The following is a 19,087-nucleotide window of genomic DNA, read 5'->3' as shown; positions in this document are numbered from 1 at the left end:
CGGACCCGCACCTGCCTCTCCCACGCTGCTGCGCCCCGCGAAAGAGGTCACCCGCATGAGCACCACCACGGCCATCGAATGGCAGACCCGCCCCGCCGCGGTGACCGCTCAGGACTGGATCGCACGCGCCGCCGAGGTCGCGGCGGTCCTCGCCACCGGTGCCGGCGCACGCGACCGCGCCGGCGCCGCCCCGTACGCCGAGGTCCAGCTCCTGAAGGACTCCGGCCTGGTCACCCTGCTCGGCCCCGTCGAGCACGGCGGCGCCGGCCAGGGCTGGAGCGCCGCCTACCGCGTCGTACGCGAGGTCGCCAAGGCCGATGGCTCCATCGGCCAGCTCCTCGGCTACCACTATCTGTGGAACTGGGCCGCCCGCCTGGTCGGCACCCGCGAGCAGTGGGAGCGCCTTGAGGCCGTGGCCGCGCGCGAGCGCTGGTTCTTCGGCGGGGCCGTCAACCCGCGCGACAAGGACGTCGTCGTCACCGAGGAAGGCGACGACCTGGTCTTCAGCGGCCGCAAGACCTTCTCCACCGGCAGCAAGGTCTCCGACGTCACCGTCCTCGAAGGCGTCCTGGACGGCACCGACCAGCATGTCTTCGCGATCGTGCCCTCCGACAGCGAGGGCCTGGCCTTCCACGACGACTGGGACAACATCGGCCAGCGGCTCACCGAGAGCGGAAGCGTCACCATCGACGGCGTCCGCACACCGTGGTCCTCGGCGGCCGGCTATGCCGACAAGGAGTTCCAGCCGCGCACCTACAACACCCTCAACGTGCCCACCATCCAGCTCGTCTTCGTCAGCTTCTACCTCGGCATCGCCGGCGGCGCGCTGGAGACGGCGGCCACCTACACCCGCAGCAAGACCCGGCCCTGGCTGCACGGCGGCCACGAGCGCGCGGTCGACGAGCCCCACGTCATCGACACCTACGGTGACCTCACCGCGAAGCTCTGGGCAGCTGAGGCGCTCGCCGACGCTGTCGCCGCCGGGGGACAGAAGCTGCACGACGGCCCCGGCGCGGTCACCGAGCAGATTCGCGGCGAGTTCGAGGTGCGCGTGGCGGCCGTCAAGGCCCGCGCCACCGAGGTCGCCCTGGAGATCACCAGCCGCTTCTTCGAGGTGACCGGCGCCCGGTCCACCACCACCGCCGAGGGCCTGGACCGCTTCTGGTGCAACGTCCGCACCCACACCCTGCACGACCCCGTCGCCTACAAGCGCGGTGAGGTCGGCCGCTGGGTCCTCGAAGGCGCACTGCCCGAACCCACCTGGTACTCCTGACCCTTCCCGGGGGCGCCCGCCGTGCGCGGGCGCCCCCGCTCCCCGAAAGAGGACCCATGGCCACCGTCCTGTCCGTCTCCGGCAGCCCTTCCGCCTCCTCCCGCACCAACCGGCTGCTGCGCCACCTCGACGACCGGCTCGTCGCACAGGGCCACGAGGTGATCCCGCTGGACGTCCGCACCATCCCCGCCCAGGCCCTGCTCGGCGCCAACTTCCGGCACCCTGCCATCGTGGAGGTCACCGAACTGTTCGCCCGCGCGGACGGCGTCGTCATCGCCACCCCCGTCTACAAGGCGTCGTACTCCGGCGTCCTCAAGGCACTCCTCGACCTGCTCCCGCAGTACGCCCTCACAGGCAAAACCGTGCTGCCGCTGGCCACCGGCGGGTCGAGGGCCCATGTCCTGGCCATCGATTACGCGCTCCGCCCGGTCCTCGGTTCCATGGGCGCGGCCCACATCGTGCAGGGCTGGTTCACCCTCGACAAGGACATCACCGTGCGCGACGACGGCTCTGTGGCCGTCGTGGCGAGTGCTGCCCAGGCACTCACCCAGGTGATCGACCAGTTTTCGGCGGCGCTGGGTCACAGCCCCATCCTGGCCGCGGCCGGCTGAGCGCCATGTCCGCGCACGTGATCGCCGACGACGCCGAGGCCCTCGCCGTCGCCGCCGCCCTGGCCGAGGAATTCCGCGCCGGGGCCTGCGCACGCGACGCCGAACGCAAGCTCCCACGGGCCGAGGTGGAGAAACTGTCCGCGTCGGGGCTCCTCGCCGTCACCGTCCCCGCCGAGCACGGCGGTGCAGACGTCAGCATGCTCACCCTCGCCGAGATCTTCCGGCTGCTGGCCTCAGCCGACGCAAGCCTCGCCCAGATCCCGCAGAGCCATTTCGTCTACGTCAACGTGGTACGCCGTCAGGGCAGCCAGAGCCAGCAGAGGTTCTTCTTCGCCGAGGTGCTCGCCGGACGCCGCTTCGGCAACGCCCAGTCCGAGGCGGGCACCAAACACGTCCAGGACATCCGTACCCGCCTCGAACCACGCTCCGAGCGCTCCTACGTCCTGACCGGCGTCAAGCACTACGCCACCGGTGCGCTGTTCGCCGACTGGATCCCGGTCCTCGCCCGCGCCGAGGACGAGAACCTGCACGTGGCCTACGTCCCCCGAAACGCCCCCGGACTCAGCGTGATCGACGACTGGGACGGAATGGGGCAGCGCACCACGGCCAGCGGCACCGTGCGGCTCGAGGCCGTGCCCGTTCCGGCCGACCGCGTCCTGCCCCATCACCTCACCTTCCGGCAACCCCAACTCCACGGTGCGCTCGCACAGCTGCTGCACGCGGCCATCGACGCGGGAATCGCCCAGGGTGCCCTGGCCGAAGCCGCCGAGTTCGTCCGCACCAAGAGCCGCCCCTGGTTCGAAAGCGGGGCCGAGACGGCCGCCGAGGACCCGCTGCTGATCCAGCGGTTCGGTGAGCTCGCCGTGCAGCTGCGGGCGTCCGAGGCGCTGCTGCGCGAGGCGGCCCGCACAGTGGACGCGGCGCGCGCCGGCCTCACCGACGACTCGGCGGCCGAGGCGTCGATCGCCGTGGCCGCCGCCAAGGCACACGCGGCACACGTCACGGTCGAGGTGACCGGCGCCCTGTTCGAGGTGGCCGGCACCCGTTCCGCGCTCAACTCCCTCAACCTGCACCGCCACTGGCGTGACGCCCGCACCCACACCCTGCACGACCCGGCCCGCTGGAAGATCCAGCACATCGGCAGATACGTGCTCAGCGGCACACGGCCACCGCGCCACGGCCTGCTGTGACGGGCAGTGGGCATTCAGATCGGAGACCTCACGTGTCCCTCACCTTCCACTGGTTCCTTCCGACCAACGGCGACAGCCGCCATGTCGTCGGCGGCGGCCACGGCACCCCGGCCACCGCGTTGGGACCAGACCGGCCGCCGACCGTGGCCTACCTGAGCCAGATCGCCCGCGCCGCCGAGGACCTGGGGTTCGTGGGTGCGCTCACCCCCACCGGCGCCTGGTGCGAGGACGCGTGGCTGACCACGGCCATGGTCTCCCAGCACAGCGAGCGCCTGAAGTTCCTGGTCGCCTTCCGCCCCGGCTTCGTCTCGCCCACGCTGGCCGCGCAGATGGCCGCCACCTTCCAGCGGCAGACCGGCGGACGGCTCCTGCTCAACGTCGTCACGGGCGGCGAGGGCCACGAGCAGCGCGCCTACGGCGACTTCCTCAACAAGGACGCCCGCTACCGCCGTACCGGCGAATTCCTCCACGTTGTGCGGGAGTTGTGGGACGCAAAGACCGTCGACCTGGCGGGGGAGCACCTCCAACTCGAGGAGGCGAGGCTCGCCCGGGTACCCGACCCGGTGCCCGAGGTGTACTTCGGCGGCTCGTCCCCCGTGGCCGGAAAGGTCGCCGCACGGCACGCCGACGTGTACCTCACCTGGGGTGAGCCGCCCGCCCAGGTCGCGGAGAAGATCGCCTGGATCCGGGCGCTGGCCGCGCAGGAGGGCCGCACCGTCCGCTTCGGTATCCGCCTGCACGTCATCACCCGCGACACCTCCACACAGGCGTGGGCCGAAGCGGACCGCCTGCTGGCGGGCTTCGACCCGCAGACGGTGCAATCTGTACAGGCCGGACTGGCTTGCAGCGAGTCGGAGGGACAGCGGCGCATGCTCGCCTTGCACGGAGGGAGCCGGGAGAGCCTGGAGATCCACCCGAACCTCTGGGCCGGCATCGGCCTCGTGCGCGGTGGCGCGGGCACCGCGCTGGTCGGCAGCCACGACGAGATCGTCGAACGAATCCGCGAGTACCACGCCCTTGGCATCGACGAGTTCGTGCTGTCCGGCTATCCGCACCTGGAGGAGGCGTACTGGTTCGGTGAGGGAGTGCTGCCACGGCTGGCCGCACAGGGCCTGTGGCACCACCCGTACGACCCCCGGCCGGAGCAGGCGGCGCAGGTGCCGTTCGCGAGCTGAAACGAGATCAGACACCTGCGCACTGAGCACCAGATTTGGCGTGTGGCCGACCACTGCCTGCTGCGGCGGACGACCACACGCCAACAAGCGCTACGCCCACTGCACGCCCAACTCGCGCAGCGCGTCCAGCTGCTCCCGGGCGAGCTTGAAGCCTTCCTCAGCCTGGCCTGCAGCGTCATCGGCGCCGCTTGGTCAGCCTCTCACTTTGTTAGGAGTTCCAAGGCCGGGATTGACGGCGCCCGTACCCCGGGGCGTTGAGTTCCTAACGGACGTCAAGTCCGTTGTGGTGTTCTTCGGGCGGCGTTCGTAGGGTGGCTGGCAGACGAGCCGGCTGCCGGAGCGCTGAGCGACTCCTTTTCGCGTCGGCTCGTCGTGGTGTCCTTGAGGCGTTGGCTTCGCCTGTGGATCACTGTCTTGGCGCGGTCTGCCTTGTCGATCTTGTATCGGGTGGCGCAGATGGTGCGGCCTTCGGCTTCGGTGATCTCGTGGCCGTCGGTGTGCCGGAGTTCGTAGCGGGTGCCGTTGCGCCAGCATGCGGCGAGTCGGGTGATCAGCATCGCGGCGAGGGTGCAGAGGGCGGAGTTGTGGTGCTTGCCTTTGCTGACCACCAGGTCGTGGTAGCGGCTGGCGAGGGTGGGGTCGACGTGGCGGGCCAGGTCGGCGGCCTTGAACACGGTTTCGCGCAGTCCGGGGTCACCGGCCCGGGTGGGTGGTCCGTGGCGGCCGGTCAGGCCGGACTGGCTGATGCGGGGGACCAGTCCGGTGAAGGAGCGGACGGCCGCGAGGCTGGTGAACCGGTTGGGGTCGCCCAGGCGTCCGAGGATGCCCGCCGCTGTGATGACGCCCAGGCCGGGCCCGGAAGCCATGATCTGGCCGGGGTCGGCTTCGTCGTAGAGGACGGCGATCCGGTCCTCCAGTGCGGTGATCTGCGTGTTCAGGTGGTCGGCGAGCTGGGCCTCGGCGGCGATGTCCTCGGCCAGCTCGGCGTGGCCGAGCAGGCCGTCGGGCCACAGGCGCAGGGTCTCGCGGGCCGCTTCCATGATCTTCTCGGCGTGGTCCTCGCGCCACTGCCCGCGGCTGTGGCGGATCAGCAGGGCCGCCAGCCGTTTTGGGCCCAGACGGCGAAGAGCATGCGGGTCGGCCCCGGTGCCATGAGGCCCTGATCGCCACGCTGGCCCCCGTCCTCGGACTGACCGTGCAGCAGGTCGTACGTGCGACCCGCTCGCGCAACGCGACGACCCGGGGGAACCGCATGCCGGCGGCGCCCGATAAGGAGGACGGCGCCCCGTGACAACGCCCTTTGAGTCACCGGCGCCGGCCCCCGGGCCGACGCCGGTACGCCCCGGACGCAAGCTCGGTCCGATCGCGGACAACGTGGTCAGTTCCCATCGGGCCTGGCTGGGGCCGACCAAATGCAGCTACATCACCAGCGGCCGCACCCTCAGCGACCTCAGCGATCACGTCCTGCTGGCCAAGTCGAAGCTTTCCGAACTGCTGCGCGGCGTAGGCAACTACCCGCGGTGGGAGGTCATCCACCGCCTGTCCACCGCACTGGACATCCCCACCTGGCCTCTGTACCGGCTGTGGCGGCAGGCGGCCCGTGATATCGGCAAGACGAGCGAATGGATCGATCGGTCCAGCGAGGGCGCTGCCTCGGTTACCACCCGCAGCGGACCACCCATTGAGCATGGTCCTTTGCGGCTCATGGTGGAATGCGAATACCGCTGCTACGCCCAGGTGTTCCTCCCCGCTGAGGTGTGCGACGCCGCGGTCGAAGACACCTTCGCCATCCTCTGGCTGTCCTGGGACGACGCCCTGGCCAGCCCCGACATCCGCCGCTACGCCCGGAACATCCTGCGGGCCACCGTCATGGCCAAGGCCACATACCGCGACAACCTCCCCGAGCTGGAGAACGCGGTCTTCGACACCGTCGCCCTGCGTGTCCATCGCTCCTCGGACGGCCGTACGGCACAGCTGACGGAAAGCCTCGAGCTGTTCAAAGCGATCAGCAGACTGCCCGCAGCTCAACTCGACGTCATGGTGCTCCGCTACCTCTGCGGCGCCACCGTCGAGAAGGCCTCCTATCTCCTCGGTGTGCCCTTGGCCGCCGTGCGGTCCGACGGGCCTCACGCCTACCGATTCCTGCAGAGCGCCCTCACCCTGCCGCCCGAGACCGAAAGGACCTGCCGCGTGACACCGCTTCAAGAAATCCTGTCCAGGGCACTACTGGTCCGCGACCGCGCCGTACCACGCGACGTCGTACCGCCCAGCCGCCCCGACCCCTGCCCACACACCGCTGTCCGGCCAGTCAAAGCGGGCGAAGCGGCGAACACGACCGCGGCGAAGGACCTGCGCGCACTATGCGAAGCCCTGGTCACCCACACCCCCGCCACGGCGGTCGGCGCGTTCGTCACCGACCAGGTACCCGAGCCCACGAGCGCGATGATTCTGGCCTGCGTCTTGCAGCTGACCGACACCGACGGCGGCGCCCGCTTCTGGTGGCAGTACGCCGCCGGCGCCGGTCAGGCTGCCGCCGCATACTGCCTCTACCTCCATCACCTCTCTTTGGGAGAGGACGACACCGCCCGGTGGTGGCACCATCAGACCGACGACGTCCACCCCACGCCCCCCACCGACAGCCCCTCCCAGCGAGGCCGCATCGACACAGCCCCCACCAGCACGCTTCTGCGCATTCTGCGGCGCCTGGCCGCGCAGACCACCCGCCGACCCCGCTCCGCCGCGGTCACCGGACTCATGAAATTCGTGCCCACTGCCGTCGCCGTCGGCTACCTCCGCGAACCCGACATGGAGCTGCCCCTGCCCGGCCCCGACTTCGCCTGCGAGATCCGCACGCTGCTGACAACCACCGCCAGTCAGCCCACCAACCCCATCGACCGGCCCACCCGCCTCCAAACGCGCCCCCGCAAGCGACGCGGCACCGCTCGCGCCGTGCCGTGGGTTCCCGAGCAGATGGGGGAGACCGCCACACGACGAGCTTCCCGGGGCACCCCGGGGGCTCGCGGCCCGCTGAGCAGCGCCCGCATAAAGGTCCCGGACGGTTCACCATCCGGGACCCGGCATGCGCGGTGTGGACACAGCCCCGGGATGAGGTGCGCTCCCCTGGATTCCGGTCGGTCCTTTCATGGAACTCGGCACGGTCCTGGTCATTGCGCCCGAGCAGGAGAGTCTGCGGGCGGCACAGGATGCTGGAGAACGGACTGCGGCCCCGTACCGGCTCCCGTCGGTGGAGGCTCTTGTGGGTCAGATGCCGAGCGGGTCAGCTGTCGGCTTCGTCCTCAGGCCCCGGTGCGTCGCCGATCGCGACGCGCAGGTCATGCATGCCTTGCAGGATGTCGATGAGGGCTTCTTCCGCCCCGCTCAGAGCGCGTCGGGTTCCCTCCGTATCGCCGCGCTCGGCGTGCAGCTGCGCGCTGAGCGCGTACACCGCTGTCATGGAAGCGGCGAAGGCGGCCTCCCGTCCGGGTGGCACTTCTTCCGCCTCGTGTTCGCAGACCTGCAGCGCGGTGCGCTGCAGCCGGTTCGTCAGGACGTTGACCGCCAGACCAGGATCCGCTCCGACCTGTTCCCCCCAACCGAGCAACGTCTCAAGGACGTCCTCGATCTCCCCTTCCTCGGTCAGACGGGTTGCGGCGGTGATCTCAAGCTCCGTTTTCGCCAGCAGACTGCCCAACAGGTGCAGGCGTTCTTCTTCCTGCGGCCCCTCGGGTCGCTTCTCCGGACCTGCCACCGGCTCAGCCCCAAGAGCGGCCAGCGCTGCGTAGATCTGCTCAGCACTTACCGGGTGCTCGCTACTGATGCTCACCCCTTCAGCTTCACCCAGCAAAGGCGTATCCGCCCGCCCAGACACACGGAATCTATCCACAGGGAAGCCGTCCTGGCGTCGGTGTCCGCTTCCGGGTGTGGTGTGAGGTGCCCGCAAGCACACCGAAAGGGCACGGCCGATGGCACAGACGACGTTCGACAAGCAGGTGGAGGAGACCGCCGAATCCCTGATGTTCGGGATCGGTCGCATCGTGGCCGGCCGCGGCCTGGACGGCGTGAAGCGGACCGGCGCCACGTTCTGGCAGCCGGGTACCCGCGTCCTGCCGAAGGTGGAGGGCCGCGTACCCCGCCGCTTCTACCGGGCTGCCGACGGAATTCGCTGACCCGCGTAAACGCGGCCCAAGGCGTGTGGACTTCCCGTGCTGAGGTGTGAGGATTCCCGGGTGAACTTCCGTCCGTCGGCGTCGCCGGTCCGGGTGGTCGGGATCGGTTCCCAGATTGGGAACCGGCTGGTGGCGAAGACTTCGAGTGTGGTGAGGAGGACCGCGAAGGCCTCTGGGCAGCCCCGCCCGAAGCGACCGCCGATCCGCCTGGGGGAGATCCAGCACCGGCCGGATCGTGAGCCGTCTGAGGGAGCTGTACCTGTGGGGCGGGGACCCGGCGTACGAGCGGTTCCCGGCCTTGCATGAGCTGTTCCTTGTGCTGGATCACGCGCAGACGTGGGCGGGCGAGCCGAAGCAGCCCAGGGACAGTCCAGTCAACGTGGTCGGTGAGGCCGCGGTGCTGCGCGCGACGTTGTGGCAGTACCTACGCGAGCAAGCCGACGCCGGGCAGTTGAAAGCGGTCGGGGACGGCCGGGCGGCTGGCGTGCCGTGGCAGCACTTCACCGGAGCGCTGTGCGTGACCTCCAAGCAGGGTGCCTATCGGAAGGCGCGGCGGTTGAAGGCTGAGCAGGTCCGCGAGCCCGGCGAACGCCGCACGCCCAAGGTCGCCCGCGAGCATGAGGACCGGGCGGCCGCCGAACAGCGGGCCGAGCGAGCCCTGATGTTCGTGCACGGCTTGCACATCCTGGAGGAAGGTGCGGGCCAGGCCGCGGGCGACAGCGATGTCCTCGCTGCCTTCGAACGCGCCGGACACCATGATGACGTCCTACGCGCCAAGCGGCAGCTGACTGGCCGTGACGGCGACTTCAAAAGAAATTTGGCGGGCAACTATGACGCCAGTTCTGGGTGTCAGCCCGACCCGCGATCTTTGGTGGGTGATGTGTCACCTCGGTGGCGCTATGCCCATGCCCTGACTGTGAATCTGCGGTGTAGGTTCCGTGAGTTGTGTGTGAGTCTTATTACGTTGGTTTACTTCTGACGTCGTTTTAGGATCACGGCCGACCACTTATTTTTGCTTTACGTCTGTGTGCACCGGGGGGCTGCAGATGTTATTCCGCCATGCCGTCACCCGTGCCTGGAAAGGAATCCGGGTGACTCCTCGCATCCGCAGGATGCTCCCGCTCGCGGGGTTTGCTGCCGTCCTGGCGCTGGCGGGCACGCCGATGCTCGCTTCTGCGGACCCGCAGCCGCCGTCGGGAAACGACACACCGCCGTCCGCGGTGGAGGACTTCGCCTACCCCAATGCGGATCAGATTCAGCATGACAAGGGCATCAGGCTGATCAAGGGCGACGGGCACATCACCCTTGCCGCGTGTGATGAATCGGCCCAGCAGATCAGGGTCCTCACCGTGCAGGGCCAGGGCGGCAACCCGCAGGGGGCCTACTGCTTCAAGGCGGTCGCCAAGACTGGTTATCTCACGTTGGAGCTCCCGCACGTCATCGCGTTGGAGACCGCTGATCATCCGATCAGCGCGGATCTGAAGCCGCAGGGGGACCCGTCGGCGCCGGTCAAGACGGTGAGCGTGGCGAAGAACGGCTATCAGAGTGTTGGTGAGGGGACCGCCGGGGGTGCGTCCACTGTTCTGGTGGAACTGCGCGTCACGGGCTGACCGACCGGCCTGTCCTTCTTCTCACCGATCTCACATGAAACGGGGAACGTTCATGTCTGGCTTTCGTCCGCGCATCGCGCGGACTTCCGGTCTGATCGCGGCTACGTCGCTGGCTGCCGCCGCCTTGTCGGGCACGCCCGCGGCCGCGGTGTCGGGCCCGCAGGCTTCTGATGCGGTGTCCGCCGCGACCGCACGGCTTGACATCGGCGGGCAGCGCGGCTGTTCGGCCACGCTGGTGGCTCCGCAGTGGCTGCTGACGGCGGCGAGCTGTTTCACCGACACCCCGGGTGGCCCCCTTGCTCCCGGCGTGCCGAAGCTGAAGACGACGGCGACCATCGGCGGCACCGCTCAGCAGGTGGTGAACCTCGTGCCCCGTACGGACCGGGACGTGGTGATGGCTCAACTGGCCAAGCCCGTCAGGGGTATCACCCCGATCCCGGTGGCGGGCACGGCGCCCGGTGCGGGCGACGAGGTGCGGGCCGCGGGCTTTGGGCGCACAAAGGACGAGTGGGTGCCCGACCAGGTGCATGCCGCCGCCTTCACCACCCAGAACGTCGGTGCCACCACGGTCGATCTGGCCGGGAAGCCGGACGGCGCGGCGATCTGCAAGGGCGACACCGGCGGTCCGGTACTGAGCACCGCCGCCGGTCATCCGGCTGTCGTCGGAGTCAGCAGCCGTTCCTGGCAGGGCGGTTGTCTGGGCACCGACCCGTCCCAGACCCGTACCGGGGCGGTGGCGGCCCGTGCCGATGATCTAGCGGGCTGGGTCCAGCAGGTCGCCTACAGCACGACCTTCGCGAACGCGCCGTGGAAGGACGCCGTGCAGATGACCGCCGGCTACTACACCGGCGGCTCCGCGGGCGGCACCCGGCACATGGACCTGATCGTCCTGTGGAACGACGGCGAGGTCACCCTCTACCAGGGCGGCGACGCAGGCGACCCCGCGCACCCCTTCGCCGCCGAGCATCAGCTGGCGCCCCGCAAGAGCATCTGGACTCATGCCGTCTCGATCACCGGTGTCAATGCCACCGGTGGTGGCACGGACGGTCTCGTCGTGCGCTGGAACGACGGCGAGATGACCCAGTACACCACCGTGGATACCAAGGGTTTCCACGGCGAGAAGCAACTCGCCCCGCGGAACACTCCCGCCTGGCAGAACGACGCGCGTCTGCTGACCGGCGGCCGCTTCACACCGGGCGGCCACCGCGACGACCTACTGGCCGTCTGGAAGGACGGCCACGTGTCCGTCTTCGCTGATCTGGCGGCCAACGGGCTGAGCAAGCAGACGCAGATCGTCGCCAAGAACACCACCACCTGGCCCTACGCCGAGAACCTCACCGCCGGATCCTTCACCGGCAAGGCTACCGATGACCTGCTGGTGCGCTGGGTCGACGGCGAGACCACCCTCTACCCGGGCCTGACCGGCAAGGCACTGCCCGGCGAGGTCAGGATCCGGCCGAGGAATTCGGAGTGGAAGGACGCCGCCGTGGTCACCGCGGGCGCTTTCACCGCCGACACTGCCGCGAACGACATCATCGTCCGCTGGAATGACGGCCACGTCAGCCTCTTCACCGGCGTGGACGCCAAGGGCCTGCACGACGAAGTCCGCCTCGCACCGGCCAACTGACGTTCCACACACCGTTCGAGGGACGGATCCGCGGAACACCGACGGGCCGTCCCCCGGGCCCGGCCGCGCAGGGGCCTGTGATCAGTGCTGGTCCCTGTGCGAGCCGGTGCACACACCCCCCCATAAACATGAGACGAATAGAGTCCGCAGTGAGACATCCACGACGCCCGCGGCGCGTGGCGGCAGGGACACAGCACGCGGTCCGCGCGCTGTGTCTGGGCCTGCTGCCCAGCGCGCTGGTACTGGGCCTGCTGGGACCCACACCTGCCAGAGCCGATGGGACCCCACCGACAACCGCAACAGGTAGTCCGCTTCCGGACACCGACCGTGCCAAGGTGGTGCGGTTGTGGGAGAGCGGCGGGCCCGGCGTGCGCGCCGCCGCCGAAGCCGCCCTGGTCGGCAGTGACGACGACGTCAAGAACTTCCTGGCTCAGGCCTCCGACATCCAGTTCCAGGACGAACGCGTCGCCACCGCTCAGGTCGCCAGTGTCGGCGGGACCTACCTCCAGCAGGCCGCCCGCACCGCCCTGGACAGCAACTCGCCCGACCAGCTGCAGGCCTTCTTGAAGGACGGCTGGAAGGCGCCGCTGCTGCAGGACCAGCGCATCCGGGTCGCGCAGATCATCGATGTCAGCGGCCCGCTGGTGAGAAAGGCCGGCGAGGCGGCGCTGAACGGCACGCCTGAGGACATCAAGAAGTTCCTCGCCAACGACCAGTACACCGAGCGGGAACAGGACGAGCGCGTCCAGACGGCGCAGATCATCGATGCCGGCGGTCCGAACGTCCAGGCGGCCGGCCGGATCGCGATCAACGGCAGCGCCGACGACATCCACGAGTTCCTCCAGGTCGGGCAGTACGTGGCCCGCGCGCACGACCAGGAACACGCCACGATCGCGCAGCTGGCCGATCAGGCGGCGAAGGCGGGAAAGCTCGCCGGGCAGCAGACCCGGGCCGCCAAGGACGCCTCTGACCGTGCGGTGACCGCAGCCAAACTGGCCAAAGAAGCCGCCCAGAAGGCCGCCGCGGAGACACAGGCGGCCCAGAAGGACACCCAGCACGCGGCGGCGGCCGCCGCCCGTGCGGCGAGCGCCGCCCAGCAGGCCGCCACCGCCGCGCAGACCGCGATCGACGCCGCCGCGGCGGCCACCGATGCCGCCCGTGTCGCTGCGAACGCGGCCTCGGCTGCCGCAGCGGCCGCGGACGGTGCCGCCGAGGCGGCCTCCCAGGCCCGTGACGCCGCCGCGAACGCGGCCCTCGACGCCGGCCAGGCCGGCGCCGCACGCAAGGCCGCCCAAAACGCACGGGATGCCGCCGCGGGTGCGCACGCCGCCGCCCAAGCCGCGGACTCGGCGCGTACCGCGGCCGCGTCGGCTGTCGATGCGGCCAAGGCGGCCAGCGGCGCCGGCAGCAACGCCAACGACGCCGCGGACGCCGCCGATCAGGCCAATTCCTACGCCGACCAGGCCGGAGCCCACTCCGCCGAAGCGCAGAACGCCGCGGCCGCCGCACACCGCCACGCCCGCGAGGCCGGCCGCGCCGCCGACGCCGCCCAGGCACTGGCACAGGAGGCCGCCTCCTCCGCCGGAGAGGCCCGTGACGCCGCGAACGACGCCGCCACCCACGCGGAGAACGCGGCCAAGGCCGCCGACGACGCGGCCAAGCACGCGGGTGAAGCGGGGACCGCCGCTAAGCAGTCGGCGGCGCATGCCAAGGAGGCCAAGAAGGACGCCGACGTGGCCAGTGCAGCGGTCGCCAAGGCCCAGAAGGTCCACGACCTCGCGGTCCGCATCGAGGCCGAGCAGCTGACCGCCCGCACCAACGAGGCCATCGCCCGCGCCCGGGACCTCAAAGCCCAGGAGGACCAGCGCACCGCGGCACAGCAAGCCGCCGTGCAGCAGGCCAAGGACCTGCAGGCCGAGGCAGGCAAGCTGGCCGACCAGGCCGCCCAGCCCGGCGCCGACCCGGCGAAGATCGCTCCCGAAGCCCGCAAGGTGGCCCTGGCCACCGCCAAGACCGGCCGGTCCTGGAGCCAGTCCGCCGCTCTCGTGGCCCTGGCCGGCTCCGACCAGGACGTGACCGACTACGTCCGCACCGGCCGCCAGCAGGCCAGTGCCCAGGACGACCGTGAGAACATCCAGCAGCTGGCGACGCACGCCGGCTCCGCTGACGTACGCGCCGCCGCCGCCAAGGCGCTGGAGGGCGACGACTCGGCGGTGAGCACCTTCCTGGCCACCGGCCAGTACGAGGCCATGAAGCAGGACATGCGCCTTGTCGTCGCCCGGACCATCGCCAACGCAGGACCGATCGAGCAGCAGGCCGGCCGCACCGCCCTGAACACCGACACCACAGACGCCCTGCGCCAGTTCATCACCACCGGCGACTCACTGGCGCGCACCCAGGACGAACGCGTCCGCGCGGCCCAGCTCGCCGACACCAACAACAAGAGCAACGGCCCGCAGGTCAGGGCCGCAGCTCGCATCGCTCTCGAAGGCCCCTCCGGCCTGCTCCACGCCTACATCACGGTCGGCCAGTACAAGGCCCAGCGCCAGGACCAACTGGGTGCCACCCACGAGCAGCAGATCCAGCAGCTGATAGCGCAGGCCGCGGGCATCGCCGCCACCGCACAGAAGAACGCGGCCGAAGCGGGCAGGGCAGCAGCCACCGCCGCCAAGGCAGCGGCCGAAGCCGAGGGCTACCGCAGGCAAGCCGAAGCAGCCGCCAACGACGCCCAGAAGTACGCCACCCAGGCCAACAACTACGCCAACCAGGCCGAACAGTCCGCCAAGGACGCCGCCGCCTCGGCCAAAACCGCCCGCAACGCCCAGCAGAACGCTGAGAACGCGGCAGCCGCGGCCGTCACCTCCGCCGCCCGGGCTCAGTACTCGGCCACCGCCGCGCGCGGCTCCGCCGACTCGGCCTGGACAGCAGCCCAGCAAGCCCGTGCCTCCGCCACCGCTGCAGGGAAGGACGCCACCGCAGCCAACCAAGCGGCAACAGAGGCCTACCACACCGCTGTCGCCAAGCGGCAACAAGAGCAGGCCCGCTGGCGGCAGTGGTACGAGGAGCAACTGAAAAAGAGCCAACAGAAAGACGACGACAGCTGGGTACCGGACTGGCTCAAGAACACGGTCAACACGATCGGCGACTACGGGCAGGCAATCATCGAAAACCCCGACGTCTGGAAAGGCCTGATCGAGACCTTTACCAGTGTCGGAGCCGTGAACGAAGGAACTGACCTCACCATCGGAGGCGTAGCAGCCTGCTTTAGTGGCGCCGGCTGCCTGGCAGGCGCACCGGCCATCGCGTTCGGCGTCGCGACAGCGGGCGCGGGAATCTACGGAATCACCGACGGCATCAGCCGCTTCAACAACGGCCTCGGACAAGCCTTCCGTGAGGCCCAGCAAGAGGAACAGGGCGGCGCGGAAGAGAGCTGCAGTCAGTGCTTTATCGCCGGCACCAAAGTGCTCATGGCCGGTGGCTCGACAAAGAGGATCGAGGACGTTGAGGCAGGCGACAAGGTCGTTGCAACAGACCCGCTCACCCAGAAGACCGAGCCCCACACAGTCACCCGTCTCGTCATCACCGACGGCGACAAGCATTTCGACGAACTGACAATCGCTACACCAACTGGCCCACAGAAACTAACCGCCACCTACGAACATCCCTTCTGGAACGCATCGCAGAACCACTGGACGAAAGCCCGCGACTTGCGCCCCGGTTCCACCCTGTTGACCAATGACGGGAGCACGGTACGCGTACAGACAAACCGCGCCTTCGACCAGCGGGTACGCACCTACAACCTCACCGTAGAAAGCTTCCACACCTACTACGTGCTGGCAGGTTCGACACCGGTGCTCGTGCATAATGCAGGTTGTGACGAGTTCGCGGCCAAGCTCCAGAAGAAGATGGGAGGAGAGATCTGGACCATCACTCCGAAACACGGACTCCCCAGCCTGGGCGATTACAAACTCGCCAACGAATCGTGGGGGCATCACACATTTCTCGTCAAGGATGATCGAGTATACGACCAGTTCACGGGACCCGACGGGATACCCATCGAGCAATGGAAGACGGAATGGGCATATCCAGAGGACCACGAGTGGACCCTCGTCTCCCCGAATCCATAAGATTGGCGAACAGTGCGGGTAATAAAGCTTCAGGAAGTGCTCGACACACTGGAACGGCGTGTCGGGATGTACACGATGTCCCAGTCCTTCAGTGAGGTCTGCGCCTTTCTGGATGGATTCGACATGTGTTCGGGCGCGGCCACGATGAACGGATTCCGTGCCTGGCTGGGCAAGCGGGGGAGAGGACCGAGCGAACTCACCTGGTGGGGTCTGGTCTTGTGTGAGGTAGATCCCACGCTGAAGGTTTCAGATGTCCGCTCATTCTCGCCTGCACAGAATGAAGAGGCAGTTTCGGCACTGTTCTCGCTGCTGCGGGACTACTTGCGGACGCTCGGCTCGGACTGACCCATATCAGCCAGTCAACGAAAACTACCCTCCTGACGGCTGTTCGTCATCCAGAGAAGCTAGGATCTTTGACCCGTGAGGCCCTGCACCGCTCTCATAGCGCTGGTGCAGGGCCTCAAGCGACTGGTCGAGGAGATATTCGCCTCCCTGGACGAGCAGACAGTCCTGTTCCAGCGATCGGGGCGGCCACATTGATAGTCCGAGCCTGGCCACCTCGCTGGCATCCGTGCTCGACCAGCGCAAACTGAGCAAGTTTGCCCCGAAGATGCGATGTGCCGGCTTCGTGTCAGTGAGAGCGTGTCAGTCACGGTTGAGCGGGAGAGTCGTTGTTCTTGCTGGTCGTTCGGCTCGTGGCTGGTGCTTGCCACTGACACGGCGGTGGTTCTTCGCGACATCGCGGCTGTCCTGGGTCGGTACATCCCCAGGTGGCTCACTGTCACGAAGACGGCACATCGCATGGGCCACGAGCACGAGTGCCAGCAAGAGAAAGGCACGGCCGCTGCGGCGGGCGAAGGTGTCGCGCATCCGCGGGGGTCGGATGTGCATGGCGCGACGCCACCGTGGCAAACGGCTTATCGGCCCATCCGGTAATGGGCATAACGAAACCAATCCGGCAGGCTGCGGCACAGCCCACCCGGATCCGGGTCCCCTCAGTCGAATCAGTCGAACAGGCCGAGATCTGCCAGCTGTTGGCGCCGTCCTTCCGGCAGCGAGGATTTCCGGCTGCGCATGTTGCTGCGCCATACCCCCAGCCGGATCTCGGTTCCGTCCGGCAGGACTTCTACATGGGATCGGCTGATGGGCCCTACAGAGCCGGTGCGGGCTGTGTACTGCCGCAGTGCCTGAATGCCTCGGTCGAATGCCCCAGAGCCGCTCTTGACGGGCTTGGCGGGCGTCTCCTGGTGGGGCAGCGCCTTGATGCCGAGTTGGTCGAGGCGTTCACGTTGGCCGTCCATCAGCCCCGCCCAGACGGTGTGCTGGCGCTGCTTGCTCAGCCATCGTCCGACGTCCATCCCGTGCACCGTCACGCCGGGCAGGACGTCGCTCTGGCCCTCTTCGTCGCGCAGGAGCTCCCGGAGGGCGGCGTAGTGGCGTTGCCAGTCGGCCGGCCATGCCGGGTTCCAGTCCTCATCGATCGCGACCAGCGCGGCTTCCCGCTCTGGGTGCCCGGCCAGAGCTCCGGGCCGCCGGAGGTTGGACAGCCACTGTCCTACCGGCCGGTCTAGAGCGGTCGCGGTCCGCGGCGCGCACAGCGTCCAGTGTTGCTCGTAGTAGACCCGCGCGGCGGCAAGGTTCTCCTGGAAGGCGGCGTCGGCGGCGTCCCAGACCATGCCGAGCACTTCGAGTCGTTCGGCGCGCTTGCCGGACAGCTGCGCGGCTCGGTAGGCCCTTCGTTGTTCTGCAACCCACTGCCCGAGCGGATACGGACCGGGGGCCTCTTTATGGTCGTAGGGCACGCGCGCGTGGCCCTCACGTTCGACGTAGCGGCGTAGCGCTGAGTAGCCGCGGGCCCAGTCTTGTCGTTCGGTGTCGATGACGTTGAAGGAGACCCACTCGGCGACCATGACGGGATCCCGCGGGGCGGCAAAACGCAGCAGCAGCCGTGATTCTGCTGCGCCTTCCCCGGGTGCTTCACCGATGTCGGTGACCGGCTTGGTGCGCGTCGGGCTGTCCTGGGGGATGGCGAGGAATTCGATGGCCTCTTCGTCGTGGGCCCGAAGGCCTTGAAGGACCTTCACCAGGGGCCGGTACGACCCGGAGGTGAACATGTCCTCCGGCTTTTCTCCGGCCTGAAGGAACACAGGCACGATCAGACTCGCCAGCTTTGCCTGTCCGGGCTTTTGCCGCAGCGCCCGACCGATGGCCTGGACGATGTCGTGCGGCGCGCCTTTGGGGTCCAACAGGGCAACACTGTCCACGCTTCTGATGTCGACGCCTTCGCCCAGGACGCGACAGTTCGACAGGACGGCCCGCCGCGCGGTGGTGCCGAAGCTGCCCAGGACTTCCCGCCGGCGTTGCGGCTCGTGCTCCCCGCACAGCCAGTTGGCCCAGATCGCCTTCGGGTACTTCTCCGGCTGATCGGCGTGCAGCTTCGCCGCGACCCGCGTGAGGCCCTCCGCGTAGGCCTGCGCCTCGATGGTTCGGTGGTGGAAGGTGATGGTGGTCTGTAGCTGGTGGTCCGCCATGGTGCGCAGGAGCGCGGCCTGCAGGGCCCCGAGCCGCTGCCCGCGCACCTCCTCCTCCCGTTTTTCCGGGCCCTGCAGCCGCTCCGGAGTGACCACCGGGTCCCTCAGCTCAACCACGATGATCTGGTACCGCGCCAACAGGCCCCGGGCCACCGCCGACGCGATGCTCAGCTTGTAGAGCACGGGTCCGAAGATCTCTTCGTCGTCCATACTCGCCGCCATCTCCCACGGCAGCGCGTCGCGCACGCCTTCGGCCACTTCCCAGTGCGAGGGCCGTTCCTGCCAGATCCGCGGCGTGGCGGTCAGGTACAGTCGCCGCGCCGCCGGGATCACCGCTTGGTCGTGGATGGCCGCCCACGCCTTCCCGAGCGATCCGGAAGTGCGGTGAGCTTCATCTACGCACGCGAAGTCCACCGGGGAAAGCTTCTGGCCGTAGGCGCCCTCGAAGGCCTCCGCCAGCACGCCCAGGGAGGCATAGGTGGCGTAGATGGTGACCGGCCCCTGGCCGTGCCACAGCGCCAGCTGGATCGGGTTCGTCGTCGCCCGTACCTGCAAGTGCCACAGCTCCGGGTCCTCCTGCATGGAGCAGACCGCCACCGCCGGCCCCGTATGCCCAACGGCACGCCACGCCCGCACTGTCTGGGACAGCAGGTCCAGCGTCGGCATCACCACCAGGACACGCCCCCGGGGCACCATCCGCTTCGCCGCCGCGGCCGCGATCACCGTCTTTCCCGTCCCGCACGCCGCGTGCACCTGCCCCCGCAGACCATGCACCGG

General features: G+C 68.9%; 14 protein-coding genes. 11 read left to right on the top strand and 3 right to left on the bottom strand.

Features of this window, described 5'->3' with window-relative positions:
• Positions 1-55: 55 nt before the first annotated feature.
• From AAW14_RS37495 to AAW14_RS37480, 4 genes are read left to right on the top strand one after another with little or no spacing between them, the layout of a single operon-like run.
• Positions 56-1,273 (top strand): acyl-CoA dehydrogenase family protein, encoded by a 1,218-nt coding sequence (locus AAW14_RS37495; protein WP_265568944.1) that lies wholly within the window; start codon positions 56-58, stop codon positions 1,271-1,273.
• Between the two features lie 56 nt (positions 1,274-1,329).
• Entirely contained in the window at positions 1,330-1,884 is a 555-nt protein-coding gene (gene ssuE, locus AAW14_RS37490; RefSeq protein WP_265568941.1) for an NADPH-dependent FMN reductase, read from the top strand.
• A gap of 5 nt (positions 1,885-1,889) precedes the next feature.
• The gene (locus AAW14_RS37485) at positions 1,890-3,074 is read left to right on the top strand and encodes an SfnB family sulfur acquisition oxidoreductase (RefSeq protein WP_265568940.1); all 1,185 of its coding nucleotides are present in this window, start codon (positions 1,890-1,892) and stop codon (positions 3,072-3,074) included.
• Between the two features lie 32 nt (positions 3,075-3,106).
• Positions 3,107-4,249: an LLM class flavin-dependent oxidoreductase gene (locus AAW14_RS37480; protein ID WP_265568939.1), complete on the top strand. Its 1,143-nt coding sequence runs from the start codon at positions 3,107-3,109 to the stop codon at positions 4,247-4,249.
• Between the two features lie 272 nt (positions 4,250-4,521).
• On the opposite strand, the gene AAW14_RS37475 is transcribed toward AAW14_RS37480, so the two are convergent.
• Complete coding sequence (locus AAW14_RS37475) at positions 4,522-5,289, bottom strand: transposase (RefSeq protein ID WP_265568937.1); 768 nt, start codon at positions 5,287-5,289, stop codon at positions 4,522-4,524.
• Positions 5,290-5,536: 247 nt separating this feature from the next.
• Here AAW14_RS37475 and AAW14_RS37470 point away from each other — a divergent pair, with 247 nt between their 5' ends.
• Positions 5,537-7,609 carry an RNA polymerase sigma factor gene (locus AAW14_RS37470; protein ID WP_265568936.1) on the top strand — a complete coding sequence of 691 codons (2,073 nt, stop codon included), beginning with the start codon at positions 5,537-5,539 and terminating at the stop codon, positions 7,607-7,609.
• On the opposite strand, the gene AAW14_RS37465 is transcribed toward AAW14_RS37470, so the two are convergent.
• Positions 7,527-8,072, bottom strand: coding sequence for a hypothetical protein (locus tag AAW14_RS37465; protein WP_265568935.1), 546 nt, complete (start codon positions 8,070-8,072; stop codon positions 7,527-7,529). The genes AAW14_RS37470 and AAW14_RS37465 overlap by 83 nt on opposite strands.
• Before the next feature lie 139 nt (positions 8,073-8,211).
• On the opposite strand from AAW14_RS37465, the gene AAW14_RS37460 reads away from it, so the two are divergent.
• The 6 genes from AAW14_RS37460 (at position 8,212) to AAW14_RS37425 (ending at position 16,124) form a co-directional block, all read left to right on the top strand.
• Positions 8,212-8,415: a hypothetical protein gene (locus AAW14_RS37460; RefSeq protein WP_265568934.1), complete on the top strand. Its 204-nt coding sequence runs from the start codon at positions 8,212-8,214 to the stop codon at positions 8,413-8,415.
• Between the two features lie 235 nt (positions 8,416-8,650).
• Positions 8,651-9,394 carry a hypothetical protein gene (locus AAW14_RS37455; protein ID WP_265568933.1) on the top strand — a complete coding sequence of 248 codons (744 nt, stop codon included), beginning with the start codon at positions 8,651-8,653 and terminating at the stop codon, positions 9,392-9,394.
• Positions 9,395-9,506: 112 nt separating this feature from the next.
• The gene (locus tag AAW14_RS37450; RefSeq protein ID WP_265568932.1) at positions 9,507-10,025 is read left to right on the top strand and encodes a hypothetical protein; all 519 of its coding nucleotides are present in this window, start codon (positions 9,507-9,509) and stop codon (positions 10,023-10,025) included.
• Between the two features lie 52 nt (positions 10,026-10,077).
• Positions 10,078-11,652: a S1 family peptidase gene (locus AAW14_RS37445; protein WP_265568931.1), complete on the top strand. Its 1,575-nt coding sequence runs from the start codon at positions 10,078-10,080 to the stop codon at positions 11,650-11,652.
• 335 nt (positions 11,653-11,987) lie between these two features.
• Positions 11,988-15,779: a polymorphic toxin-type HINT domain-containing protein gene (locus AAW14_RS39575; RefSeq protein WP_322741162.1), complete on the top strand. Its 3,792-nt coding sequence runs from the start codon at positions 11,988-11,990 to the stop codon at positions 15,777-15,779.
• Between the two features lie 36 nt (positions 15,780-15,815).
• Positions 15,816-16,124 (top strand): hypothetical protein, encoded by a 309-nt coding sequence (locus tag AAW14_RS37425; RefSeq protein WP_265568930.1) that lies wholly within the window; start codon positions 15,816-15,818, stop codon positions 16,122-16,124.
• 659 nt (positions 16,125-16,783) lie between these two features.
• On the opposite strand, the gene AAW14_RS37420 is transcribed toward AAW14_RS37425, so the two are convergent.
• A partial coding sequence (locus AAW14_RS37420; RefSeq protein ID WP_416223435.1) for a Helicase associated domain protein occupies positions 16,784-19,087 on the bottom strand: 2,304 nt, incomplete at its 5' end.

Source organism: Streptomyces hygroscopicus (assembly GCF_026168105.1).
Classification (GTDB): Bacteria; Actinomycetota; Actinomycetes; order Streptomycetales; family Streptomycetaceae; genus Streptomyces; species Streptomyces hygroscopicus_D.
The sequence above is the reverse complement of the archived record's forward strand: the minus strand, read 5'-3'. Positions and strand labels throughout refer to the sequence as shown.